The organism is Streptomyces sp. VTCC 41912 (genome assembly GCF_045799175.1).
Lineage (GTDB): Bacteria > Actinomycetota > Actinomycetes > Streptomycetales > Streptomycetaceae > Streptomyces > Streptomyces albulus_C.
The window spans coordinates 265,367-290,376 of record NZ_JBJMAB010000001.1 but is presented as its reverse complement, the minus strand read 5'-3'; the positions used below and the strand labels follow the sequence as shown (position 1 = coordinate 290,376).

Below are 25,010 nucleotides of genomic sequence, written 5' to 3'. Positions count from 1 at the left end.
CCGGGCCGGTCCGTCCGGCGGGTCAGGGCGCCGCCCACAGGGTCACGGACAGCCGGAAGGTCGGGTTGTCCGCGCTGGCGCCGCTGCTGCCGTCCTCCGCGTCCACTTTGGTGAAGGCCACCTTCGCCACCTGGTTCCGTCCGGTCACCACGCACCACACCGTCCCGACCGGGATCTTCCCGGCGTTGGTGTACGTGCCCAGGGGGCTGCTCTCGGCGGCAGTGCGGCAGGCCGCGGCGGTGTCGGTACCGGCGTCGGCGACGCCCGCCCGGATCGGGCTGCCGTAGCGGCTGTTGACCGTGATGACCGCCTGGGCGCCGTTCATGCCGTTCTGGCAGCCGATGTAGAGGAGTTCGGTGCCGTTGGACGGGTCCATCACGCCGGAGGTGACCGCGGGCGTGTCGAGGTCCAGTGCCTGGGAGACGCTGCCCAGGCAACTCGCCGCGCGCCAGATCAACGGCCGGTCGCGGAAGACGACCTTGGCCGGCGCCGTGCGGTCGCCGGCCTCCGGGGAGGGCGTGCGGGCCGACGGCGGGGGAGTGCCGCCGGGAGTGCCGCCGGCCGCCCCGCCGGAAGCGGTTCGGCCGCCGGCCGTGGGCCCGTCAGCGGCCCGCCCGCCGCTTGTGTCGTCACCCGAGAACACCCCCCGGACCAGCGGCGACGTCAGCAGCAGGGCCACCACCCCGCCGACCGCCGCCGCCACCAGCACCGGACGGTGGCGGCGGGCGGAGCGCGGCTGCGGGACGGGCGCGCCGAGGTCGAACGGCGGTGGGCCGCCGGGGGGCGGGGTGCGCGGCGGGGGCGGCACCGGGCCCGCGGTGCGGGCGGCGCCCGCCGTACCCGGCATCCCCGACGGCCCCCGCAGCAGCACCAGGGACCCCGCCGCCCCGGCCGACCGGCGCTGCGGTCGCGGCAGCCCCCGGGCGTGCAGCGCCCGGTCGACCTCCGCGTGCACCTCGTCGAGGGTGAGCGGAACGGGGGCGGCCAGCGCGTCCAGCAGCGCGCCGGTGAAGGCGGTGCAGGTCTCCCCGGCGGGCGCGTGGGCCGGCGCGGTCCGCGTGGTGGACGTCAGGGTGTAGGTGCCGGCCAGATCGAGTTGGCCGACGGCCAGGCCGGCCGGCTCGCCCATCGCGGAGACCGCCCGGCCCGAGAAGCAGCAGTCCACGACCAGCACCCGGGCCCGCGCCCGGGCCTCGCCGACGTGCCGCTTCACCAACTCGATCGGGACGGCGGTGAAGCCCACCTGGTCGAGGTCGGTGTGCACCAGCCCCAGGTGCAGCAGCCCGGTGTCGTCGAGGATCCCGTGCCCCGCGTAGTAGACCAGGAGCAGTTCCTCGGCCTCCCGCACGGCCCAGGCCAGCGCCGCGCCGACGGCGGACTGGTCGGTGGGGTCGGCCACCACCCGGCAGTGCTCCGGGGCCAGCAGCCCCTGCACCGGGTGGGTCAGGGCCGCCCACAGCCCCCGGAGGTTGCCCGGGACCGACGGGATGTCCGGCAGGTCCGCACTGGTGAAGCGACCGGTCCCGATCAGTACGGCGCGACTGCCGGGCCCGTACGGGAACCACCGGCCGGCGGCTCTCCCACTCATCGATGCCCTCCCCCTGCATGACGAACGGTTCCCGTCATCCTGGCACGATCACCCCGGGCGCGGACCCGGTTCGGCGGGTCGGACGTGCACCGTGCGCCGCGGGGCATCTCCCGTGGGTATTAAGGGAGTTCAGGTTCCGCTTCCGGGCGGGTCGTCCGGCACCACGAACTCGCACCACAGGGCCTTGCCGGACCCCCGCGGCTCGGCGCCCCACCGGTCCGCCAACGCCTCCACCAGGAGCAGCCCCCGCCCGGAGGTCGCCGTCTCGCCGGGCCGCCGGCGCCGCGGCCACTGGCTGGACCGGTCCTCGACCTCCAGCCGGATCCGGCGCGGCGCACCCGGCAGCAGCTCCACCGCGACCAGCGCGCCGCTCTCGGTGTGGGTGAGCGCGTTGGCGATGAGTTCCGAGGCGGCCACCTCCACGTCGTGGGTGACGGCGCCCGCCCGCCACTGGTCGAGCGTGCGGCGCAGCGCCGAGCGGACCTCCGCGGTGCCCGCCGGGTCGGCCTGGTGGACGTGCAGGCGCAGCCGGGGCGTGGCGGCCTCCCCGGGGATCGCGCTCCGGTGCAGCAGCAGGAGCGCCATGTCGTCGTCCGAGCCGGGCTCGGCCCACAGGTGGTTGGAGAGCCGGTCGGCGAGCGCGTCCAGTGCGGCGGGCCCGGAGCGGACCGCCGCGGAGAGCGCGTCGATCCCGGCCGAGATGTCCTGGCCGGGCTGCTCGACCAGGCCGTCGGTGCACAACAGCAGCGTCGAGCCCGGCTCCAGGAACAGCTGGGTCTCCGGGAAGTGGTCCTGCCCGAAGGCGGTGGCCAGCCCCAACGGCAGCCCGCCGCGGACCTCCGGCCAGTCGATGTGCCGGGAACTGTTGCAGATCAGCGGGCCCAGATGGCCGGCCCGGGCCAGGTGCAGCGCCCCGGACTCCAGGTCGGCCTGGACGTAGGTGCAGGTCGCGAACCGCTCGGTCTCCAGCTCCGCCAGGAAGCGGGAGGCCCGCACCAGCACCGTCTCCGGCGGGTGGCCCTCGCTGGCGTAGGCGCGCAGCGCGATCCGCAGCTGCCCCATGACCGCGGCGGCGTGCGTGTCGTGCCCCTGGACGTCGCCGACCACCAGGCCGGTGCGGCCCTGCGGCAGCTGGATCACGTCGTACCAGTCGCCGCCGACGTCCCGGCCGACGCTCGCCGGGTGGTAGCGGACGGTGACCTCGCCGCCGGCGATCGGCGGCAGCCGGCGCGGCAGCATCGCCGCCTGGAGACCGGTCGCGAACTCCCGCTCCTGGTCGAAGAGGGTGGCCCGTTGCAGGGACTGCGCCACCACGCCGGCCAGCGCCAACGCCAGGTTCCTGGCCTCCGCCGACTGCACCGCCGGCTCGTGGTTGAACAGCCCCAGCGCCCCGAGGACGGTGTCCTGCGCGATCAGCGGCAGGAAGGCGGCGCTGCCGGTCGGCAGCACGTCCACGTACGGGCGCAGCCGCGGGTAGCGGGCGATCAGCTCACCGCGGGTGCTCAGGAAGCTGGGCCGCCGGGAGCGCACCGCCTCGGACAGCGGCAGGGTGTCGTCCAGCCACGAGTTCATCATGTCGGCGGGCACCTCGCCGTCCAGCCCGGCGGTGGCGATCACCTCGAACCGGTCGTTCGTGACCAGGCCGAGGACCAGCGCGTCCGCGCCGAACCGGCGGGCGCCGCCGGCGCCGGTCAGCACCCGCGTCACGTCCTTCACCGACAGGGCGCGGGCCAATGCCGCGGTGGTCTGCTGCACCATCACGGTCTGCCGCTGCCGCTCCTGCTGGAGCGAGCGCAGCAGCGCGGAGTCGGCGAGTTCGCTGGTCGCCTCCCGGACGATGCCGATGATCCGGTACGCCACGCCCCGGGCGTCGTGCAGGATCCGGCCCTGGGAGTGCGTCCAGCGCCGCGTCCCGTCCCGGCACTGGATCCGGAAGTACGCGCCGTAGGAGGAGGTGCCGTCCTGGAGGGCCTGCGAGACCGCCGCGTCCAGGCGCAGGCCCTCCTCCGGCGGCACCCGGGAGATCAGGGACATCGGCGCGCCGTCGTACTCGCCGGGGCGCAGGTCGAAGACCTCCATGGCACCGGGGTCCAGGTCCATGAACCCGCTGTCCAGGTCCCAGTCGAAGGTGCCCATGCGGTTCAGCGACAGGCGCTCGCGCAGGCCGATCGGCTCGTGGTGGGACACCCCGGGTGCCTCCTCCTCGACGCGGGGCGTGGCCCGGTCGGCACGGGGGTCGTAGCCCTCCGCGGAGGGGTCGGGGGGCCGCTCGGCCATGCGAACACCTTAGGCGGGGCCCACGGGCCCCGCATTCTCGGCGGCCGTGACCCGCGGTGCGGGGTGTTGCCGCACGTCACGGCCGGGGTATGGGCGACGGCCCGGGCGGTCGGTCGGGCCGTCTGCCGCGCCGGGGCGGATGCTAGGCGGTCGCCGCGGTCCGTGCCGCCGCGGCGACCGGCCGGGTGCTGTGCGTCCGGTGCGCCAGCGTGGCCCGCCGGGTCGGCACGTCGACGGTGTAGGCGTCGACGGTCAGCCGGGCGGCGGACGCCTTGAGGACCATGAAGCCGTGCGCGGCGAAGTCCTGCCAGGCGGCCGGGTGGTCGAAGTGCGCCTTGCCGTCGCCGGTCTTCGCCGACGCCCCGCACACCACCTGCCGGGTGCCGCCGGTCCGGGCCGTCGGTTGAAGCACCTGGAGCGTGTGGTCGTGGCCGGACAGGATCAGGTCGGTCCGCCCGCAGACCACCTGCTCGTAGAGGTCCTTGAGGTGGACGCCGCTGGTGTAGTTGCCGACGGTGAACCCGTCGTAGGCGCCGGCGCTGCCGTGCTTGCCGTTGTTGAGGTACGGGTGGTGGCTCAGGACGACCTTCCAGCGGGCCCGGGACGCCCGCAGCGCGCCGTCCAGCCAGGCCCGCTGTTCGCGCATGTACGGCCCGTCCCAGTGGTAGTACGGGTCGAGCTGCACGACGTAGGACGACCAGGGGATGGTGTCGAGGACGAAGAACTCCACCAGCGGGCGGGCGGCCGGCAGCGGCACGCTGTAGTAGCGGGCGGGCATGTACCAGCGCCGCGACCGGGTGGCGTACAGCACCTCCCGGTCGCCGCGGGACGGGTCGCCGCCGCTGCCCGGTATCAGCCCCGAGCAGTCGTGGTTGCCCAGCACCATCAGCCACGGCACGTCGATGCCGGCGTTGGGCTTTTCGAACTTGTCCTGGAACTCCGCGTCGTGGTCCGACTCCGGGCCGTTCTCGTAGAGGTTGTCGCCCAGGCCGACCGCCAGTCCGACGCCCTCGGTCCGGCAGACGTCCCGGGCGGCGGCCGCCACCGCGTACTGGGCGTCGTCGCCGGTGCCCGCGTCGCCGGTGATCAGGACGGCGAACTCGCCCTTGCCGTTGGGGTGTTCGGGGAACGGGAGGGAATCGACCGGACCGCCGGAGCGGGGCGCGGCGGCGGCCGTCCCGGCGCCGGTGGGCAGCACCGCCAGCGCCGCGCCGGCCAGCGCCGTGCCCAGCAGCGCCCGGCGCCCCACGTATCCGGGGACCCGGCCGGTGGTCCGCGGATACGGTCCGCCGGCGGGTGCCTGAGGGCCGGTGCGCAGCCACTCCTGCTCCGTCAAGTCCGCCCGGGGCGGGATCAGTTCGTCATCGCACATGGCTGGTTTTCTCTCACGGCGGGCCGGGCCGGTGGTGGCGGAACGATGAAGCGCGCGTGGACGTATGGCGATCAGTGGGCGTCGTCCGCCGCCCCGTGCCGACCGGCGCCCGCCGCGAACCGCGCCGCACCCGCCAGGCCCTGGGCCAACACGGCCTGTCCGTGGCGGAGTTCGGCGGCCATCGCGCTCTCCTCGTCGCGGCCCTCCTGGTCCAGCAGCGACGCCCGGTCGCTGCGCAGGCACGCCTGCGGGAGCCGCGCCAGCTCCGCGGCCAGCCGCTCCGCCGCGGTGCGGGCGGTGCCGGTGGGCACCACCCGGTTGACCAGCCCGATGTCGAGGGCCTCCGCGGCCGGGACCGGGCGCCCGGTCAGCACCAGGTCCATGGCCCGGCCGGCGCCGATCAGCCGGGGCAGCCGGACCGTGCCGCCGTCGATCAGCGGGACGCCCCACCGCCGGCAGAACACGCCGAGGACCGCGTCCTCCTCGGCCACCCGCAGGTCGCACCAGAGGGCCAGTTCCAGCCCGCCGGCCACCGCGTGCCCGGCGACCGCCGCGATCACCGGTTTGCCGAGCCGCATCCGGGTCGGGCCCATCGGCCCGTCGCCGTCCGGCGCGACGCGGTTGCCGTGCGCGGTGCCGACCGCCTTGAGGTCGGCACCGGCGCAGAACGTGCCGCCCGCGCCCCACAGCACCGCCACCCGCGCCTCCTCGTCGGCGTCGAACGCGCGGAAGGCATCGGCGAGTCGGCGTGCAGTCAAGCCGTCCACGGCGTTGCGGGCGGCGGGCCGGGACAGCACCACCGTGGTCACCGGCCCGGCCCGCTCGACCCGCACCGCGCCGTCGTCCTCCTGCGGCATCAGCCGGCGTCCCGGCAGGTCCGGGCGCCGCCGAGGATCCCGTCGAGGTCGGCGTCGGGCGGCAGGGTGCCGAAGGCGTGGCCCCACTCGCCGTCCAGCCGGGAGGTGCAGAACGCGTCGGCCACCGCCGGGGTGCCGTGCCGCACCAGCAGCGACCCCTGGAGGACCAGTGCCAGCCGTTCGGCCAGCGAACGGGCCATCAGCTGCGCCCGCCCCGGGTCGCCGAGTGCGGCGAGCATCTTGCGCAGGCCCGCCACCGCCGCGTCCAGCCGGCGGTCGGCGCCGGCCGCGGCCTCGACCTCGGTGAAGTAGGCGTCCAGCGCGGCCGGTTCGCGGGTCAGGGCGCGCAGCACGTCGAGCGCGGCGACGTTGCCCGAGCCCTCCCAGATCGACAGCAGCGGCGCCTCCCGGTACAGCCGGGGCATCCCCGAGTCCTCGACGTAACCGTTGCCGCCCAGGCACTCCAGGGCCTCCGCCGCGTGCGTACTGCCCCGTTTGCACACCCAGTACTTCCCGGCCGCCAGGGCCAGCCGGCGCAGCGCCGACTCCCCGGCGTCGCCGGCCTGCGACCGGTCCACCGCGGCCGCCAACCGCATCCCCAGCACGGTCGCCGCCTCCGACTCGACTGCCAGGTCGGCCAGGACCGAGCGCATCAGCGGCTGCCGGTCCAACTCCCGCCCGAACGCCCGCCGGTGGGCGGTGTGGTGCAGCGCCTGCCGCAGCCCCGCCCGCATCCCGGCCGCCGAGCCCAGCACGCAGTCCAGCCGGGTCACGTTCACCATCTCGACGATGGTCCGCACCCCGCGGCCCGGCTCGCCGACCGGCCAGGCGACGGCGTCCTCGTACTCGATCTCGGACGAGGCGTTGGAGCGGTTGCCGAGCTTGTCCTTGAGCCGCATCAGCCGCATGCCGTTGCGGGTGCCGTCCGGCAGCACCCGCGGCACCAGGAAGCAGCTCAGCCCCTCGTCGGTCTGCGCCAGGGCCAGGAACACGTCGCTCATCGGGGCCGAGGTGAACCACTTGTGGCCGGTGAGGCGGTAGCTGCCGTCCCCGGCCGGCACCGCCCGGGTGGTGTTCGCCCGGACGTCGGAGCCGCCCTGCTTCTCCGTCATCGACATGCCGGCGATCAGACCGTGCTTGGTGAGCGGGGCGCGCAGGCCGAAGTCGTAGGTACGGGCGGCGAGCAACGGCTCGTACTGCGCGGCGAGTTCGGGCGCCGCGCGCAGGGCGGGCACCGCGGCGTAGGTCATCGAGACCGGGCAGCCGTGGCCCGGCTCGGCCTGCGACCAGACGTAGAACTTGGCGGCGCGCACCAGGTGCGCCCCCGGCCGGGCGTCGGTCCACGGCGCGGCGTGCAGGCCGTGCTCCACGGCGGTGGCCATGAGCTGGTGCCAGGCCGGGTGGAACTCCACCTCGTCCACCCGGTGGCCGTACCGGTCGTGGGTGTGCAGCCGGGGCGGCTGCTCCTCCGCCCAGCGGGCCTGGTCCTGCACCGCGGCGGAACCGGCCAGCGCGCCCAGTTCGAGTACCTCCGGCTCGCCCCACGCGCCGCCGTCCCGCCGCAGCGCCGCCAGGAGCGCCGGATCGTCCGCGGCGCTGAAACCCGTCAGCGGTGGGGCCTGGTTGGTTACTTCATGGGTGACGGTCATGGTCCGACGTTACAGATTTCCTACGACCGACGGAAGACCGTAAGACCGGGCGTGGCGCCGGACCACCACCGCCCCAGCCACCTCCCGCCCCAGCCGCCTCGCGGGTACGACTTAGACTTCCCGGACCCATGAACGACGCCCCGCTCGCCCTCCGCCCGCTGACCGCGCGTTCCGTCGTGCTGAGCACCCTCCTCGGCCACCACCCGCCCCGGCTGCCGGTGCGTGCGCTGGTGCGGGCCGGTGAGCTCTTCGGCATCGCCGAGGGCACCGTCCGGGTCGCGCTCTCCCGGATGGTCGCCGCCGGTGACCTGCGACAACAGGACGGCGGCTACGCACTGACCGCGCGGCTGCTCGCCCGCCAGGCCCGACAGGACGAGAGCCGGACGCCGCGGACCCGCCCGTGGCACGGTGCGTGGGAGATCGCCGTGGTCACCGCGGACGGCAGCCGCCCGCCCGCCGAACGCACCGCGCTGCGCCAGGCGATGGCCGGGCTCCGGCTCGGCGAGCTGCGCGAGGGCAGCTGGCTGCGCCCCGCCAACCTCGACCGGCCCCGCCCGGCGGTGACCACCGCGCAGTGCACCTGGTTCACCGGCGCCCCCGACGGCGACCCGGCCGCGCTGGCTCGGGGCCTGTGGGACCTGGCCGGCTGGGCGGCGCACGCCCGGGACCTGCTGGCCGCACTGGACCGCGCCGCGACGCCCGCCGAGCGCTTCACCGTCGCGGCGGCCGTCCTGCGCCACCTCCTCACCGACCCGCTGCTACCGGAAGCCCTGCTGCCGGAGACCTGGCCGGGTGCCGCGCTCCGCTCCCGCTACGACGCCTTCGAGGCCGAATTCCGGGGCCACCTGACGCACTTCCTCGCCCCCGCCGACGGGTAGTGCGCTTGCCCCGCGCACGTGCCACCTCACGGGTGCGGCGCTCCCCGCCCCCCGCGGACGGCGGGTCGGCCGGGCGGAGGGGCGCACGGGCGGCGCGGTGACGCGCGGGGATGCGGAGCACACCGGCACGGCCGGGGGCGCACGGGGCGGGCCACCCCGGGCCGGGCCGGTGCGCCGGGCCGGCCCGGTCCGCGCGCCCGGCCGCCGCGGGCCGCACGACCTGCCGCCTTCCGGCGAAACCCGGGTCGGAGCACCGTCCCGCCGGCCGTGCGCGGTGTGTGCGGCCCCCGCCGCGCGCATGCCCCGAGGCCGGCGGACGCACTGGGCGTGACCCCGCGGAGTCGAACGCGGGGGCGATCGCCGTCCGACCGGGCACCCGGGGCACGCGGGGTGCGCCCCTACCCGTCGGGTCCCCGCGCCATGCGGAGGATTTCGTCCCCCTTCCGGCGGCGAGGGGGCAGACCGGCCGCCGAAAGCGCTACCGCGCGCTCTCCCGGTGGCGACGCGGCCCGTGGTTGTCTCTTCCTCGTCGAATTCGACCGGCCCGGAGAAAACCAACCGACGATCCAGATTCCCAAAACTCGCCGAAAACGCTGACATCTCTGCGCGCCCACCGAAATACCGGAATCTCCGGCATTCGAAAGTGAGCGACACACCAGTACGCACAGCAACAAGCGACGGGAGCACGCACATGGAAACTCAGCAGGTACCGGAAACGCACGAATCGCCGGAACCGCAGGACTGCCGGGCGGCGGAAGAGCGCCAGCCGGCGGACCGGGCCGTCCGCGGCGAGGCACTGCGCGGCCGGGGGGCCCGGGGCGTCACCGCGGCCGCCGTCCTGCTGGCCGCCGGCGCGCTGGGCGCGGTGTCCGAAGAGCCGGCCGAAGCCGTCAGCAGCGGCACCTGGGACCGCCTGGCCCAGTGCGAAAGCGGCGGCAACTGGCGGATCGACACCGGCAACGGCTTCTCCGGAGGGCTCCAGTTCGGCCACTCGACCTGGCGGTCCTACGGCGGCGGGAGCTACGCGCAGCGCGCCTCCCGGGCCTCTCGCACCCAGCAGATCCAGGTCGCCGAACGCGTACTCGCCCGCCAGGGCTGGGGCGCCTGGCCCGCCTGCTCGGCCTCGCTGGGGCTGAGCGGCGTTCCCCGCGGCGGCGGTGCGCACACCCTGCCGGCCCCCGAGAAGGCCGGGCCCAAGCGCACCCACGGCCGGTACCCCACCCACCAGGAAAAGCCCTACAAGAAGGAGCGGCATCGTCCTTCCGGGGGCACCGTGGTGGTCAATGCGGGGGACACCCTGAGCGGCATCGCCAACGTACACGGAAAACCCTGGCGGGAAATCTACCGGCAGAACCGACAGGTCATCGGTGGCGATCCGAACCTCATCTACCCGGGCACCCGACTTCAGGTTCACGCGACCGGTACGAGGTGATCCGCGGCGGCTGACGAGCCGTCTCGGTAATTCCTCGAACGGGTAAGCGCGACGAACTCGAAGAACGAAATCGGAAGGGCGTCACGGATCGTCCAGCGGTTCTGTGAACGGAATTTCCGGGGGGATTTCGGGGGGAATGCTGGGGGGATTCCGGGAGTCGATGTCCGAGCGGGAGGCAGGCCGTCCGCGGCGCCGCGGACGGCCTGTCCACCTGTGGATCTAGGGGCGCCGGACCCGCCGCCGGATTTCGTAGGCGGCCAGGACGACACCCAGCGTGAGCAGGCTCAGCCAGAACTGCGCCCGGCTGTCCGGCAGCACCGCCATCGCCCCGATCACCAGCGCCATCAGCGCCACGGTCAACCGGCTGAGCCACGGGAAACCCCACATCCGCAGGGTCAGCCGCGCCGGATCGTCACGTTCCAGTGCGCGCCGCATCCGCAACTGCGCCACCGCGATCGCCAGATAGACGAACAGGGCAATGGCGCCATAGGAGTTGATGAGGAACGTGAAGACGACATCGGGCGAGATCCACGCCGCGACCACCGACAGATATCCGACCGAGGTGCCGGCCAGCAGCGCCCGCCGCGGCACCCCGCTCGCACTGAGCTTGGTGAAGCCGCGCGGCGCATCGCCGTTCCGGGTGAGCGCGAAGAGCATCCGGGACGAGGTGTAGAGCGCGGAATTCAAGCAGGAGAGCACCGCGACCAACACGATCGCGTTCATCACCGTGCCGGCCGCCGGCACCGCCAACCGGTCCAGCACCGCCGCGTACGGGCTGACCTCGATCGCCTTCGACGTCCACGGCACCACCGCGACCACCAGGAAGATCGACAGCACGTAGAACGCCACCACCCGCAGCACGATCGACCGGATCGCGTCGGCCACCGCCCGCTCCGGCTCGACGGATTCGGCGGCGGCGATGGTGACGATCTCGGCACCGGTGAAGAAGCCCACGCAGGGCACCACGGCGGCCAGTACCGCGCCGACGCCCGCCGGGGCGAAGCCGCCGTGCGCGGTGAGCAGCGCCAGCCCGCCGGTCGAGTCGGGCCACAGTCCGCACACGTAGAGCGCGCCGAGGAAGAGGAACACCACGATCGCCACGACCTTGATCGAGGAGAACCAGTACTCGAACTCGCCGTAGGAGCGCGCCGACACCATGTTCGTCGCCGTCAGCAGCGCCATCAGCACCAGGCTGACCGCCCACAGCGGGGCGCCGGGCAGCCACAGCCGGATGATCCGGCCGCCGGCCACCGCCTCCACCGCGACCACGATCACGAAGAAGTACCAGTACAGCCAGCCCACGGCGAACCCGGCCCGGTGGCCGAGGGTCTCCCGGACGTGCGCGTAGAAGGAGCCCAGCGCCGGGCGGGCCACCGTCATCTCGGCGAGCATCCGCATGATCAGCACGGTCAGGCCGCCGGCCGCCAGGAAGGACACCACCGCGGCCGGCCCCGTGGACCGGACCACCACCCCGCTGCCGACGAACAACCCGGCCCCGATGACCCCGCCCAGCGCGATCAGCTGCATGTGCCGGCGTTTGAGCCCCTGCCGGAGCCCGGCGCCGGCGGCGTCCGCGCTCGGGGCGGTCGGCTCCGGAGGCCGTGCCAGGGCGTCGGAGGCGGTGCCGGCGCCGGATGCTGTGGATCCCGTACTCATGGGGCGCGACGCTAACGCGCCAATCCTGCGGGCCTGTTGCCGCAGTGTTTCGGCGTGCCGGTGGTGCGGAGCCCCCGCCGGGGTCCCGGGTCAGCGCGGCAGTGCGCAGACCGCCACCGGCGCCGCGAACGGCTCGCCGACCCGGACCAGCGCCCCGGTCCGGTCGTCCACCGCGAACACCGTCACCGACCCCGACTTCTGGTTCGCGGCGAACAACCACCGCTGGTCCGGCGAGAACGCGATCTGCCGGGGGAAGTCGCCGCCCACCGGCACCGTGTCCAGCAGCCGCAGCCGGCCCCCGCCCGCCGTCACGGCGTACCGGGTCAGGCTGTTGTGACCGCGGTTGGCGAGGAAGGCGAACCGGCCGTCCCGGGTCACCAGGATCTGCGCCGGGTAGCTGACGCCCGGGCCGGTCCCGGTGGACTGCGGCTCCCCGGGCACCACCCGACCGCTGCCCGGGTCGTACCCGCACACCACCACCGTGTTGTCGACCTCGTTCGCCAGATAGGCGTACCGCCCCGACGGGTGGAAGGTCAGGTGGCGCGGACCGGCGCCGGGCCGCAGCGCCGCGGCCGCCACCTGCGCGAGCTTCCCGGCCCGCGGGTCGAGCCGGTAGGTGTAGACGGTGTCGTTGCCGAGGTCCACGGCCAGCACGTACCGGCCGTCCGGCGCGGTGACGACCTGGTGCGCGTGCGGTCCGCTCTGCCCGGGGCCGGGCGGCGGCACGTCGTGCACGACCAGGTCGGTGCGCGGGCCCAGCGCACCGCTGCCGGCGTCGATCGGGTGCACGGCCACGCTCCCCGACAGGTAGTTGGCGCTCAGCAGCCACCGCCCGCCGGGGTGCACCGACAGGTGGCACGGCCCGGCCCCGCCGGTGGGCCGACTGCCCAGCACCACCGGTGCGCGGCCGTCCCCCGGCAGGGCGACCGCGGTCACCGCGCCGGCCTCCTGCTCGTCGACCGCGTAGAGCGTGCGGCCGTCCGGCGCCAGCGCCAGGTACGACGGATCGGCGACGCCCGGGATCACGCCCGTGGCGGTCAGCGCGCCGGTGTCGGGGTCGTAGCCGGCCAGTCCGATGCCGCTGCCGCCGCCCGGCTGCGAGGTGTACGTCCCCAGGAACAGCGGGTGCAGCCGCCGCGGGCCCGACCGGGCCCACGCGCGGTCCCGGCCCGGCCCGGCCACGGGCCCGACCGCACCCCACGCGCCCGCCCCGAGTGCCCCGAGCGCCCCGACGAAACGCCGCCGGCCGACGCCGGCGCGCGCTCCGACCGTCTCCTCCATGCCACACCTCCGGTGTCGTGCCCGCCAGGGTGGCCCGCCCCGCACCACCCCGCAAGGGCCCCGCATGTGACGACGCGTCAGGGAAGATCCCTACCCCCGACCCCGAGAACCACGTACATCCCGGTGATGACCCCCACCCCCACGCGTAGCACTCCAGTCGTACGCGACAACCCATACGCGGACGGATTCGCCGCACCCCCCGCCTTCCGTACGTTCGTGGACAGGCAAACGCATGATCGAAAGGCCACGGATTGATGTACGGCAAGGCATTCGCCCCGGAGTACCAGGGTGAACTGGGCTCGGCGCTGAGCGTGAACTCCTCCTACGAGGAGGTACTGGCCACCGCCCACCGGACACTCGCCGCAGCGGACACCGCGCTGGACCGCTCCAGAGCCCAGCTGGCCGTCGCCGAGGCCAACCGGAGACTGGGGCGGGTGGACGCGGCGGGCACCGCCTGGCGCGCCGCCTACCGCGGCGGCCGGACCGCCGGCGATCCGGCCGCCATGGCCTGGGCCCTGTGGAGCGGCGGCACCCTCGCCCGCCAGTGCGGCACCCTGGCGCTGGCCCGGCGGCTGCTCACCCACGCGGTGGCGCTGGCGCAGACCGGCGGCGACCGCCTGGCGCACGGCTACTCCCTGGCCGGCCTCGCCGAGACCGGCCGCATCCAGGGCGACTACGCCGCCGTCGCCGAACTGCACGAACAGCTCCTGGAACAGGCCCGGGCGCACGGCGAGGCCCGGCACATGGTCTGGGCGATGTCCGGCATAGCCCAGATGCACCGCAACACCGGCGACCACCGCAAGGCGCTGGAACTCTTCGAGGAGTCCGCCCGGATCGCCGCCGCCGCGGACGACTTCCGCGGCCGGGCCTGGTCGTTGCGCGGGGTGGCCGACGTGCTCTCCGTCCGCGGCGAGCCGGACCGGGCGCTGACCCTGCTGTCCGAGGCGGAGGCCATCTGCCGCACCATGGACCTGGCCGGTGCGCTCGCCTACAACCACAAGATGCGCGGCAACGTCCTCTACCGCGCCGGCCGCTACGCCGAGGCCCGCGACACCTACACCCTCGCCCTGGACGAGTTCCGCGCGATGCAGGAGCCGCGTGGCGAGGCGCTCTCCCGGCTGGGCCTGGCCAAGTCCCGCGCCCGACTGGGCCGCGCACCCGCCGGCACCCTCGCCGAACTCGACGTCCTGGAAAGCGACTTCAAGCGGATCGGGCTGCGTCACGCCCGCGAGATGGTCATCGCCTTCCGGACAGAGTTGACCGCGACACCGGCGGCAGGAACTCCCGCTCAGCGCTCCGGTGCCACCACTCGCCGGTCTCCCGCAGTTCCCGCCAGGTCGTGAAGCGGTAGCGGAAGACCCGGGCCCGCACCCGGGCGGGCGGCAGGTCGGGGAAGGGGTTGTGGCGCAGCAGCCGCAGGGTGTCCCGGTCGTTCTCCAGCAGTCGCGCCGCGAACGGGACGAACCAGGAACGGGCGTAGGCCGGCGAGAGCGCCGCGAACCACATCAACCAGTCGAGCCGCAGGTGGTAGGGGGCGAACTGACGTGGCAGGCGCCCCGGTTCGCCGGGCTTGCCATGGAACTCGTAGGCGTGCCACGTCGTTTCGGGCCCGGACACGGTGTCCGCGGTGCCCTCGACGACGATCTCCCGGCGCACCCGGGTGATGCTGCCGAAGGCGCCGTAGGAGTTGACCAGGTGCAGCGGCTCGTACGAGGTGTTCATCAGCTGGCCCCGGGACAGCAGGTTGCGGGCCGGGCGGTAGCTGAGCGCGAGCACGCCGACGGCGGCCGCGGTCACCACCACCACGAACCACACCGGCGGCGCACCCGGTGCCGGCGGGGGGCCGGCCCACAGCGGGGCGGCGGCGGACAGGGCCAGCGCGATGGTGACCCAGTTCAACCAGGCGAAGTTGCCGGACAGCACCAGCCACAGCTGGGTGGCGGCCATCCCCAGGGCCGCCCATCCGGCCACCGGTTGCGGCGTGAACAGCAGTACCGGCAGGACGAGTTGGGCGACGTGGTTGGCGGCCGTCTCGACCCGGTGCAGCGGTTTCGGCAGGTGGTGGAAGAACCAGCTGAGCGGGCCCGGCATCGGCTGGGTCTCGTGGTGGTAGTAGAGGCAGGTCAGATCGCGCCAGCAGCGGTCCCCGCGCATCTTGATCAGCCCGGCGCCGAACTCCACCCGGAAGAGCAGCCAGCGCAGCAGCCACATGACCAGCACCGGGGGAGCGGTGTCGGCGTTGCCGAGGAACACCGCCAGCGCCCCCGCCTCCAGCAGCAGCGTCTCCCAACCGAACCCGTACCAGGTCTGCCCGACGTTGACGATCGACAGGTACATCGCCCACAGCACGGCCCACAGCACCATCGCCGCCCACAGCGGCACCGCGTCCGCCGCCCCCGCCGCGACCGCCGCCGCCAGCGCCGCCCCGCCGCCGGACCAGAGCGCGAAGAAGCGGTCCGAGTAGTGCAGCTGGAAGACCGAGGGGGACAGCCGGAACGGCACCCGCGCGGTGAACGCCGGGATCGGCAGCATGCCGCGGGCCCCCAGGAGCGCCCGGAACTGGCGCGCCGCGGCGAGGAACGCGACCAGGTAGAGCACCGCGAGCAGCCGCTGGAAGACCAGCCGCCCCAGCCATGAGCCCGGATCCGAGAACCATTCCACCCGCCCATGGGTAGCACCGCGGCCGCCGCCGCGGGGACGCGGCGCGCGGACGGGCACCCGGCGGGGATCGGGACGACCTTTCCACCCTACGGAAGGGGTGGCGCCCGGCAACCGGTGTCCCGCGAACGCGGCGCGGAAGAGGGGTTGACGGCCGTTCGGGTGAATGACGATGCGTGTTCGTGCGCCCCGGCGTGGGCCCTGGCGCCGGGCGGCCGGCCCGTGTCCCCGAGACCTGCCGTTATCGCCGCAAAAAGTCGAGCGGCACCCCCGTGGCGTCGATATTCTGGAAGGCGACGGACGACCCTCCTGGGAGACGCCAACACCATTGGCCCGTCGCGGGAACGCCACACACCCTGGCCGACCTCCCGGTCTGTGAAGCAAGGCGCCACCGCGTCGGAACCAATACCTCGATGAAGGAGTGCGTGGTGGCAGTGCACAAGGCTCAACACAAGCAGCCCCGTCTGAAGCAGGGCGAGCGCCCCGGGCGTATCAAGGAAGTCCGCAACCTCGAAGCCTGGGACCGCTGCGCTCCGGTGCGCCTGGCCGGCTGCGAGGAGGATCCCGTCGAAACGCACATCGTCCGCGGCATCGACTGACCCCGCCGGGGACGGCCCGCCGGCCCCGTCCCCACCGGGGGGCGGGGCCGGCGGGCGTCACCGGAACTCCGCCGATCAGGGCCGACGGCCGAGCAGGCAGAGCAGCCGGGTCAGGTCGTCCGCGTCCGCCGGGGGTTCCACCGGCGCGGCGAAGAACCCCGACCCCGCCAGGGCCTCCGCGTACGGCTCGACCTCGCGCAGCGCCGCGGTCACCAGGTGCGCCGGCACCCGCTCGTCGGCACCGATCGCCCGGGACAGGTCCCAGGCGTGCACCACGGCGTCGGCGGTCAGTTGGGTGCAGTACGCGTCCGCCGGCGTGGTGCCGTAGGACAAGTGGACCGAACGGTGCAGGGCCCCCGGCGCGGCGAACGCCGACCGGGCCGCGGCCGAGGCCCGGTCCCACGCGCCGACCGGGTCCTCGCCGAGCTGGTCCCCGTCGAAGTCCCCGTCCACCTCGGCGATGGTCGCCCCGTCCCGCACCAGGCGCGGCACCCACAGCTGCTCCGCCGTGAGGTGGTTGACCAGGTCGAACACCGACCACTGGGTGCACGGGGTGGGCGCCTCCCACTGGTCGTCCCGGACGGCGTGGACGCGGGCGCCGAACAGCGTCAACGCCTCGTCGTGGGCGCGCAGGACGTCATTGTTGGCCATGGTCCCGAGGATAGGAGCGGCCACCGGCGACGGCGCCCGGTGCGGGGCGATCGGAGCACCGCGCCGGCCGCGCGGGGATGGCGCGCTGCGCTCTGGTGGGCACCCGGCGGGTGGCTGTTCAATGGGCCGGACCGGTGTGCGCCGGTCCTGGCCGCTCCCTGCTGGAGGCACCATGGAAACCGTCGCACCGTCCGCCGCCCGCGCCCCCGCCATCCGCTGCGCGGGCCACGAACGCGGCTACCCGGAGTTCTTCGACCGCGCCGCACGGATCGCAACGGGCCTGGCGGAGCTGGGAGTCGGGCCCGGCGACCGGGTCGCCGTGGTCCTCCGCAACGAGCCCGCCCACCTGGAGATCACCACCGCCGCCGCCCAGCTCGGCGCTTGCGCCGTCCCCGTCAACTGGCACTTCCGCGCGGACGACCTGCGCCACGTGCTGGCCGACAGCGGCAGTGCGGTGGTCTTCGCCCACACCGACCTGCTCGACGCGGTGGGCGCGGTCCTGCCCGACGGGGTGCGGGTCGTCGAGGTCGCGGTGCCGCCCGGTGTGGCGGCCGCCTGCGGGACCACCGCCCCGCCCGTCACCGGCCGGCACCCCGTCCTCGACGACTGGCTGGCCGGGCGGGCGCCGCTGGCCCGGCCCGTCGCGGCCCGACCGCCCACCGTCATCTACAGCTCCGGAACGACCGGCCGCCCCAAGGGCGTCCTGCGGGAACCGGTCGGCCCGGAACGGCTCGCCGAAGCGGTCGCGAGCTTCCTGGAGTACTTCGCGGTCGCCCCCGGCGGCCGGACCCTGATCCCGGCCCCGCTCTACCACGCCTCGCCCAGCCAGCACGCGGTCCTCGCGCTCGCCGCCGGCCTGGACGTCACGCTGATGCCGCGGTTCGACGCGGAGGAGTTCCTGCGGCTGGTGGAACGGCACCGCATCGAGCAGGCCCAGGTGGTGCCCACCATGTTCGTCCGGCTGCTGCGGCTGCCCAAGGAGGTCCGGGAGCGCTACGACCTGTCCTCCCTCACCTCGGTGGTGCACGCCGCCGCGCCCTGCCCGCCGCACATCAAACACGCCATGATCGACTGGCTGGGACCGGTGCTGCGCGAGTACTACGGCGGCAGCGAGACCGGCGCGGTGACCTGGTGCGACAGCGCGGAGTGGCTCGCCCACCCCGGAACCGTCGGCCGCGCCCAGGGCACCTGCGAGGTCCTCGTCCTCGGACCCGACGGGGAGCCGCTGCCGCCCGGCGCCACCGGCGAGATCTACGTCCGGCCCGCCGAGAACTGGCCCCGCTTCAGCTACCTCGGCGACCCGGACCGGCGGGCCGCCATGGAGGCGCCCGGCCGGCCCGGGCACGTCAGCATCGGCGACATCGGCCACCTCGACGAGGACGGCTTCCTCTACCTCAGCGACCGCCGCAACGACCTGGTCATCTCCGGCGGCGTCAACATCTACCCGGCGGAGATCGAGGGGTGCCTGCTCGCGCTGGACGGGGTGCGGGACGCGGCGGTGTTCGGCATTCCCGACGAGGAGTTCGGCGAGGCCCTCGCCGCGCACCTGGAGACCGAGGCCGGGGTGCTGCTGACCGCCGCGGAGGTCCGGGCGCACGTCGCCGAGCGGCTCGCCGCGTACAAGGTGCCCCGGGCGGTGGTGTTCGAGGAACTGCTGCCGCGCGACGAGTCCGGCAAACTCTTCAAGCGGCAGCTGCGGGACCCCTACTGGGAGGGGCACGGCCGCCGGATATGACCCGGCGGCCGCCGCCCGCGCTCAGCCCGCCATCGCGTCGAGCACCGGGACCAACTGCTCCTCCTCGTACGTGAGATGGGCCTCCAGTTCGTCCGTGAGGCGCTCGACCTCGGCGCGGACGTCGCCCGGGGCCGCGGACGGCTCGGCCAGCACCCGTTGCAGTGCGTCCAGGAGCGCCGCGAGGGCCCGGTGCTCCTCGTCCAGCCGGTCCAGCACCGGGGCGAGGTCCGGCCGGTGCCGGCGGAGCGCGGGGAACATCCCGCGGTCCTCGCCGGTGTGGTGGTTGTGCAACCCCTGGCACAGGGTCAGGCAGTTGATCCGCAGTTGGGCGCCGAGCACGCTGCCCGAGGCGGCGAACTCCTTGCGGAGGGTGGCGATTTCGCGGCGGAAGGCGTCGTGGACGAGGGCGATCGTCTGCCCCGGCGTCGCGCCGGCGAAGCGCGGCGGACCGGCCTCGACCGACGTCAGGGCCACCACCGGGATGGTGCGTCGGGTCTTCGCCTGGTAGTCGGCCCAGCCCGGGTCGGCGTCCACGGCGCGGGCGAAGACCCGGTCGCGTTCCTCACCGGCCAGCACCTCGGCCGCCGCCTCGTAGGTGAAGACCCCGGTCTCGACGGTGACGCGGGGGTGGGCGCGGAGGTTGTGGAACCAGTCCGGGTGGTGCGGTGCGCCGCCGGCCGACGCGATCACGAGGATCCGTTCGCCGTCGGGGAGGTACCCGACCGGGGTGGTGTGCCGGGTGCCGCTCCGGGCACCGGTGGTGGTCAGCAGGATCAGCCGACCGCCCTCGAAGGGGCCGCCGACCCGGCCGGCGTTGGCCCGGAACTCGTCGATGACCTGCTGGTTGAAGTCATGGGGCATGAAGGGTCCGTCTCCAGGAACGAGGTGCCCGGCGCAGGGGCGCCAGGGCAGGGGGAAGCGCCCACGCGACGGCGGCGGCGCGGCGCGGCAGGGCGCGGCGCGGCGGCAGGCGTGGTGCGGTGCACAGAAGGCTGCGCGGAGCGTTCTCGCGCAGTGAAGGAAATGGCGCGCCGTGCGCGCGGGGGAGAGGCAATCGGGGGCGGGCGGGTCTCGCACCCGCCGCACGGTCACGAAGTGACCGGGTGCCTCACTCGCTCATGGCCCATGGCCGACCCGGTAGTCACGCCGCCAACCGTACGGGCACGCACGTGCGAAGGCAATTCCCGAGCCGCCCGCACCGCTCGGCCCCACCGCCCTCCGCCCCTTCTGCCGGCGGGAGTTGGCTGCCCCGCCCGGCATGCCGACGACCGGTACGCCGGCCACCCGCCGGGCCCGGAGAGCAGCGGCACCGCGCTCTGCACCTACGCCCGCGCCGCCGCGGTCCGCACCGGCGTCGTCCCGCGGGCCGCTACCTCCCGGTGGTCGCCGGTGCCGGGGCGGTGATGGTGGCCACCGCCGTCCACCCCGACGGCTTCCTGGGCCACGTCCAGAGCGTCGGTGACCGGCCGGCGTCGGGCCGGCCGGTCATGCGCGACTCCACCGCCGACTTCGAGGTGGGGTGTTGCTCCTGGCCGGCATCGAACTGGCCGCACTGGGCGGCCGGTCGGCGCCGGTCGGCCGGTCCGTCCGCCCGTTCCGCCGTGCGCGCGGCGGAACGGGCGGACGCCGGGGCCGTCAGTCCGCCGGGCCGTTCGGGACGATCTGGAGCTTGCGGCCGGTGCCCTGCCGGAAGGTCTCCAGGGCGGTGGCGTACCCGTCCAGCCCGAACCGGTGCGTGATCATGGTCTCGGCGTCGATGACGCCCTTGCCGAGCAGTTCCACCGCGCGGCCGTAGCTGTGCAGGATCGCCATGCTGCCGACGATCCGGATCTCGTCGTTGTAGATCCGGAACGGCGAGAACCGCGCGCTCTCCTGGTCGGGCGCGCAGCCGAACTGCTGGAAGGTGCCGCCGCGGGCCGGCCGGGTCAGGCCGTCCTCGATGGCGCGGATGTTGCCGGTGCAGTCGGTGACCACCTCCCAGCCGCGCGGGTGCGCGTCGGCCAGCGCGTCGGCGTGGGTGGCGACGGCGTCGGCGCCGAGCTTGCGGGCCACCGCGAGCCGGTCCTCGTTGACGTCCACGACCGAGACCGAGGCGGCGCCGGAGCGCTGGGCGACCTGGAGGTAGAGCAGGCCCATGGTGCCGGCGCCGTAGATGAGGAAGTTGTCGCCGAGCTTGGGGGCCACGAGGTCGAAGCCGCGCACGATCGTCGACAGCGGTTCGATCAGCGGCGCGTGCGCCAGCGACACGCCCTCCGGCAGTCGGTAGCAGTTGCGGACCGGCACCGCGACGTACTCAGCGCAGGCGCCGTCCTGGGTGATGCCGATGGTGCCCCAGCGCTCGCAGAGGTTGCCGCGGCCGATGGCGCAGAAGTGACACGCGCCGCAGTAGATCGCCGGATCGGCCGCCACGGCGTCGCCCTGGGCGAACTCCGTGACGTCCGCGCCGACCGCGACCACCTCACCGGCGAACTCGTGCCCGGGGATCACCGGATAGCGGGTCGGCCCGAACTCGCCCGCCAGCATGTGCACGTCGGTCCCGCACAGCCCCGCCGCCGCGACCTTGACGACGACCTCGCCGGGGCGGGGCGTCGGGTCCGGGACGGTGGTGACGTCGAGCCGGTGCGGTTCCTCGATGACTACTGCGCGCATGGCCGTGGCCGCCTTTCGGGAGGGAGGAGGGTGGGGGAGCGGGGGAGCGCGGGCGTCGGACTCAGGCCGCGCGCAGGTTGCGCGATTCGACCTGCTTGATCTTCTCCACCTTGGGGGCCGAGCGGCCACCGGCGAAGTCGGAGTCCAGCCAGTGCCGCAGGCAGACCAGCGCCGCCTCGACGCCCATGGTGCGGCTGCCGAAGCAGGCGATCTGCGCGTCGTTGGACTTGCGGGCCCGTTCGGCGCTGTAGCTGTCGGGGATCTGCGCGGCACGGATGCCGGGGACCTTGTTGGCGGCGATCGCCATGCCGATGCCGGTGCCGCAGATCAGCACCGCGCGCTCGTGCTCGCCGCGGGCCACGCTCCGCGCGACGCGCTCGGCGACGTCGGGGTAGTCCTCGGTGGCGTCGGCGCTCAGGTCGGTGACCGAGTGGCCGTGCGCGGTGAGGTACGCGGCCATGGTGTCCTTCATGGCGGTGCCGGCGTCGTCGGCGCCGATCGCGATCGGGTACGTACGGGACATGTCGGGCTCCAATTCGGGCTCCACTGTGGGTTCCTGAGGCGGGGTGGGACGCGGGGTCAGCCGCGGGCGATCTCGTCGAGGACCGCCCGCAGGCCCGCGGTGTCGTGGGCGAGCCGGCCCAGGAACAGCCCGTCGACGGCACCGGCCAGCTCGCGGTAGGTGCCGGGGCCCGCGGTCCCGCCGTAGATCAGCCGACCGCGCACGTCGTGTGCCCGCAACGCGCCCCGCAGCGCCGTGGCGACCGCGCGGACGTGCCGGGCGGGTGCCGGTGCGCCGGCTCCGATCGCCCAGACCGGTTCGTAGGCGACGATCACCTCGCTGCCCGGGGCGGCACCGGCCAGGGCGGCCCGGACCTGGGCCAGCGTCTCCTCGGCGGCCGCCGCCGGGTCCGCCGCGTGCCGCTCGCCCGCACAGATCACCGGGATCAGGCCGGCCGCGGTGGCGGCCCGGGTCTTGGCGGCCACGATCTGGTCGGTCTCCCCGAAGTGGCGGCGGCGCTCCGCGTGGCCGACCTCGACGTAGCGGGCGCCGGTCTCGGCGAGCATCCCGGCCGAGACCTCGCCGGTCCACGCGCCCCGGTCGGCCCAGTGCACGTCCTGGGCGCCGTAGCCGACGCCGGTGCCGGTCAGCAGTTCCCGGGCGTCCGCCAGTGCCGGGAAGGACGGCAGCACGAAGAGGTCGACGGGGCGCGGCAGGTCGGCCAGCACCTCGCCGAGGGCGGCGACCTCGGCGAGCCAGGCCCGGGTCTCGGCCAGGCCGAAGTACAGCTTCAGCGAGACGCCGACCAGTGGGCGGGGTGCCGCGTGGACCGCGGTGCCCGTCGCGTTCTCAGGAATCACGTCGCTCATGATGCATCCAACAGAATCACATGTGAAGTTCTCAATTCAAGACGTGAACTTCACGAGATGTCTGTGATTTTTGCGCGCTTCCGGGGAACGCACGCCAGCCGCCGCCCGGGCACCGGCCAGGGCCGGTCACCCCCTGATCGCCGCCGCCCGCACCCCGCTAAAGTCGCCTCACCACGACAGACCAGGGCAGACCGGCGCGGACGCCGCCGCCACGGGTTCCGGGGGCGCCGCCCCGGGGGGAGGACGAACCGCGAGATGAGCCGCCGTTCGCAGGGATTACTCGGCATGTGGGCCGAGGCGCAGCGCCAGCAGCAGCGCCGGGCGGAGGTCGCCCACCGCGCGCAAGTGCAGCAGCAGCGGGAACAGGAGCGACAGGCCCGCGCCGCCGAACGCGCCATGGCCCGGATGCACCGCGAGCGGCAGACGGCCTACCGCCGGCAGCGCGAGGCCGACGCCCGCCGCCGCACCGAGGAACTCGACGCCCGGGTCACCGCCCTCACCGACCTGCTCGCCGCCGGCTGCCGGGCCCCCGCCTTCAGCGCCGCCGCCCTGCTGCGCCCCGAACGCATCGAACCGTTCGCCCCCGGCGCGTTGGCCACCCCGGTGGTCATGCCCGACCCGGCCCGCTACCAGGTGCCCACCGGCGGCCTGCGGTCCGGCGCCCGCCGCGACCGCGACCAGCAGGAGGCCCGCGCCCGCTACGAACAGGACTGGTACGCGGCCCAGTCCGCCGAGTCCCGGCGCCAGGCCCAACTGGCCGCCTACCGCCAGCAGTACGACCAGTGGGCGGCCGGCGCCCTGGACGGCATCCGCCGGCACAACGCCGGCGTCCGGGAACTGCTCGCCGGCCTGCGCGCCGGTGCCGCGGACGCCGTCGTCGAGTACTTCTCCGCCGCCCTGTACTCCGGCACCTCCTGGCCCGAGGGCTTCCCCCGCCAACTCAGCGCCGGCTACGACACCGCCGCCCGCCAGCTCGTCCTGGACTGGGAACTGCCCGGCTACGACGTGGTCCCCGCCGTAAAGGCCGTCCGCTACCTGCCGACCGCCGACGAGGAGCGGGAGACCGCCCGCCCGACGGCCCAGTGCCGGGCGCTCTACCGCGACGTGCTCGCCCAGAGCGTGCTGCTGGTCCTGCGCGACCTGTTCGCCGCCGACACCTACGGCGCCCTGGACTCGGTGGTGCTCAACGGCTTCGTCGACGACGTGGACCCGGTCACCGGACGCCCCGCCACGCTCTTCCTCGCCACCGTCCAGGCACCCCGCAGCGCCGTCGAGTCCTACCACCTGTCCCAGGTCAGCGCCCTCGACTGCCTCACCGACGGGCTCCGCGGCCAACTCTCCGCCCGCCCCGACCAGCGCGCCCCGATCCGTCCCGGGCGGCGGCCGGACGACATCGCCGGCGGTGCGGTGGTCTCGCACGGCACCCACGGCGATCCGGACCTGCACGAGATGGACCCGCTCGCCTTCGAGCAGTTGATCGCCGAGCTGTTCCGCGCGATGGGGATGGGGGCGGTCACCACCGAACGGTCCGGCGACGGCGGCATCGACGTGGACGCCCTGGACCCCGACCCGATCCGCGGCGGCAAGATCGTCGTGCAGGTCAAGCGCTACCGCAACACCGTCCCGCCGACCGCGGTCCGCGACCTGTACGGCACCGTCCAGTCCGAAGGCGCCAACAAGGGCGTGCTGGTGACGACGTCCCAGTTCGGGCCGGGCGCCCACCGCTTCGCCCAGGGCAAGCCGCTCACCCTCATCGCCGGCCCGGAACTCGTCGACCTGCTCGGCCGGTACGGGCTGCGCGGCCGCCTCGGTCCCGGCGACGGCCGCCCCGACGCCCCGGAGCCCGCCGACCCGGCGCCGGACCACACCACCCTCGCCGTGAACTGGTCCGGTGCGGCCGCCCTCGACGTCTGCGCCCTGGTCTGCAAGGGCACCGCCGTGCTCGACGACGACCACTTCGTCTTCTTCAACAACCCCGCCACGCCCGACGGTTCGGTGCGGATGCTGGCCGGTGTGACGGAGGACCGGGCGGCGCTGCGGGTGCGGTTCGCGGACCTGCCGCCGGCCGCGGACCGACTGGTCCTGGTCGCCGCGGTCGACCCGGAGAGCGACCCGGACGCCGATCTCGGCGGCTTCACCGACGCCCGGATCCGCCTGCTGGACGCCGCCGGGAGCGAGCGGGACCGGCTGCCGGTCTCCGACGGGCGGCCCGGCGAGCGGGCGCTGGTGCTCGGCTCGTTCCGCCGGCGCGGCGGCGACGACTGGCACTTCGTCCTGGGGGGCAGGGGCTACCCCGGGGGGCTGGCCGAGCTGATCGGCGACTTCGGGATCGAGGTGGCCTGACGGCGGTGGCAGCG

General features: G+C 74.6%; 20 protein-coding genes. 6 read left to right on the top strand and 14 right to left on the bottom strand.

Features of this window, described 5'->3' with window-relative positions:
• Window positions 1-22 precede the first annotated feature (22 nt).
• From ACJ6WD_RS01305 to ACJ6WD_RS01285, 5 genes are all read right to left on the bottom strand, one after another.
• Window positions 23-1,588 (bottom strand): caspase, EACC1-associated type, encoded by a 1,566-nt coding sequence (locus tag ACJ6WD_RS01305; RefSeq protein ID WP_407614963.1) that lies wholly within the window; start codon window positions 1,586-1,588, stop codon window positions 23-25.
• Between the two features lie 129 nt (window positions 1,589-1,717).
• The gene (locus ACJ6WD_RS01300; protein WP_233656533.1) at window positions 1,718-3,865 is read right to left on the bottom strand and encodes a SpoIIE family protein phosphatase; all 2,148 of its coding nucleotides are present in this window, start codon (window positions 3,863-3,865) and stop codon (window positions 1,718-1,720) included.
• 142 nt (window positions 3,866-4,007) lie between these two features.
• Window positions 4,008-5,237: a metallophosphoesterase gene (locus ACJ6WD_RS01295; protein ID WP_233656534.1), complete on the bottom strand. Its 1,230-nt coding sequence runs from the start codon at window positions 5,235-5,237 to the stop codon at window positions 4,008-4,010.
• A gap of 71 nt (window positions 5,238-5,308) precedes the next feature.
• Window positions 5,309-6,094 (bottom strand): crotonase/enoyl-CoA hydratase family protein, encoded by a 786-nt coding sequence (locus tag ACJ6WD_RS01290; protein ID WP_233656535.1) that lies wholly within the window; start codon window positions 6,092-6,094, stop codon window positions 5,309-5,311.
• Window positions 6,094-7,743 (bottom strand): acyl-CoA dehydrogenase family protein, encoded by a 1,650-nt coding sequence (locus ACJ6WD_RS01285; RefSeq protein WP_407614962.1) that lies wholly within the window; start codon window positions 7,741-7,743, stop codon window positions 6,094-6,096. Before ACJ6WD_RS01285 ends, ACJ6WD_RS01290 begins: the two co-directional genes overlap by 1 nt.
• A 128-nt stretch (window positions 7,744-7,871) precedes the next feature.
• On the opposite strand from ACJ6WD_RS01285, the gene ACJ6WD_RS01280 reads away from it, so the two are divergent.
• Window positions 7,872-8,621 (top strand): PaaX family transcriptional regulator C-terminal domain-containing protein, encoded by a 750-nt coding sequence (locus tag ACJ6WD_RS01280; RefSeq protein WP_407614961.1) that lies wholly within the window; start codon window positions 7,872-7,874, stop codon window positions 8,619-8,621.
• A 691-nt stretch (window positions 8,622-9,312) separates the two neighbouring features.
• A complete protein-coding gene (locus ACJ6WD_RS01275; RefSeq protein WP_376446017.1) occupies window positions 9,313-10,053 on the top strand; it encodes a transglycosylase family protein in 741 nt (246 codons plus the stop codon).
• Between the two features lie 219 nt (window positions 10,054-10,272).
• On the opposite strand, the gene ACJ6WD_RS01270 is transcribed toward ACJ6WD_RS01275, so the two are convergent.
• Both ACJ6WD_RS01270 and ACJ6WD_RS01265 read right to left on the bottom strand, forming a co-directional pair.
• Complete coding sequence (locus tag ACJ6WD_RS01270) at window positions 10,273-11,709, bottom strand: amino acid permease (protein ID WP_407614960.1); 1,437 nt, start codon at window positions 11,707-11,709, stop codon at window positions 10,273-10,275.
• 90 nt (window positions 11,710-11,799) lie between these two features.
• Window positions 11,800-12,990, bottom strand: a complete 1,191-nt coding sequence (locus ACJ6WD_RS01265; RefSeq protein ID WP_233656540.1) for a lactonase family protein — start codon at window positions 12,988-12,990, stop codon at window positions 11,800-11,802.
• A gap of 254 nt (window positions 12,991-13,244) precedes the next feature.
• Between ACJ6WD_RS01265 and ACJ6WD_RS01260 the strand changes: the two genes are divergently transcribed.
• Window positions 13,245-14,333: a tetratricopeptide repeat protein gene (locus ACJ6WD_RS01260; RefSeq protein WP_233656541.1), complete on the top strand. Its 1,089-nt coding sequence runs from the start codon at window positions 13,245-13,247 to the stop codon at window positions 14,331-14,333.
• On the opposite strand, the gene ACJ6WD_RS01255 is transcribed toward ACJ6WD_RS01260, so the two are convergent.
• Complete coding sequence (locus tag ACJ6WD_RS01255) at window positions 14,227-15,651, bottom strand: lipase maturation factor family protein (protein ID WP_331246408.1); 1,425 nt, start codon at window positions 15,649-15,651, stop codon at window positions 14,227-14,229. The two genes, ACJ6WD_RS01260 and ACJ6WD_RS01255, sit on opposite strands and share 107 nt — an antisense overlap.
• Before the next feature lie 425 nt (window positions 15,652-16,076).
• Here ACJ6WD_RS01255 and ACJ6WD_RS01250 point away from each other — a divergent pair, with 425 nt between their 5' ends.
• Window positions 16,077-16,247, top strand: coding sequence for a hypothetical protein (locus tag ACJ6WD_RS01250; RefSeq protein WP_157846778.1), 171 nt, complete (start codon window positions 16,077-16,079; stop codon window positions 16,245-16,247).
• 75 nt (window positions 16,248-16,322) lie between these two features.
• Here ACJ6WD_RS01250 and ACJ6WD_RS01245 read toward each other — a convergent pair whose 3' ends face one another.
• Window positions 16,323-16,898: a TIGR03086 family metal-binding protein gene (locus ACJ6WD_RS01245; protein ID WP_407614959.1), complete on the bottom strand. Its 576-nt coding sequence runs from the start codon at window positions 16,896-16,898 to the stop codon at window positions 16,323-16,325.
• A gap of 172 nt (window positions 16,899-17,070) precedes the next feature.
• On the opposite strand from ACJ6WD_RS01245, the gene ACJ6WD_RS01240 reads away from it, so the two are divergent.
• Window positions 17,071-18,633: an AMP-binding protein gene (locus ACJ6WD_RS01240; protein ID WP_053164623.1), complete on the top strand. Its 1,563-nt coding sequence runs from the start codon at window positions 17,071-17,073 to the stop codon at window positions 18,631-18,633.
• Between the two features lie 21 nt (window positions 18,634-18,654).
• Here the strand turns inward: ACJ6WD_RS01240 and ACJ6WD_RS01235 are convergent, their stop codons facing one another.
• The 5 genes from ACJ6WD_RS01235 to ACJ6WD_RS01215 form a co-directional block, all read right to left on the bottom strand.
• A complete protein-coding gene (locus tag ACJ6WD_RS01235) occupies window positions 18,655-19,494 on the bottom strand; it encodes a nitroreductase/quinone reductase family protein (RefSeq protein ID WP_233656544.1) in 840 nt (279 codons plus the stop codon).
• A 461-nt stretch (window positions 19,495-19,955) separates the two neighbouring features.
• On the bottom strand, window positions 19,956-20,078 hold the full coding sequence (locus tag ACJ6WD_RS01230; RefSeq protein ID WP_267952231.1) for a hypothetical protein: 123 nt from the start codon (window positions 20,076-20,078) through the stop codon (window positions 19,956-19,958).
• Between the two features lie 190 nt (window positions 20,079-20,268).
• Window positions 20,269-21,282 carry a zinc-dependent alcohol dehydrogenase family protein gene (locus ACJ6WD_RS01225; RefSeq protein ID WP_407614958.1) on the bottom strand — a complete coding sequence of 338 codons (1,014 nt, stop codon included), beginning with the start codon at window positions 21,280-21,282 and terminating at the stop codon, window positions 20,269-20,271.
• Between the two features lie 61 nt (window positions 21,283-21,343).
• A complete protein-coding gene (locus ACJ6WD_RS01220) occupies window positions 21,344-21,805 on the bottom strand; it encodes an RpiB/LacA/LacB family sugar-phosphate isomerase (protein ID WP_037634123.1) in 462 nt (153 codons plus the stop codon).
• Window positions 21,806-21,861: 56 nt separating this feature from the next.
• Entirely contained in the window at window positions 21,862-22,653 is a 792-nt protein-coding gene (locus tag ACJ6WD_RS01215) for a triose-phosphate isomerase family protein (RefSeq protein ID WP_376446196.1), read from the bottom strand.
• Between the two features lie 255 nt (window positions 22,654-22,908).
• On the opposite strand from ACJ6WD_RS01215, the gene ACJ6WD_RS01210 reads away from it, so the two are divergent.
• Window positions 22,909-24,996 (top strand): restriction endonuclease, encoded by a 2,088-nt coding sequence (locus ACJ6WD_RS01210; protein ID WP_233656548.1) that lies wholly within the window; start codon window positions 22,909-22,911, stop codon window positions 24,994-24,996.
• Window positions 24,997-25,010 lie beyond the last annotated feature (14 nt).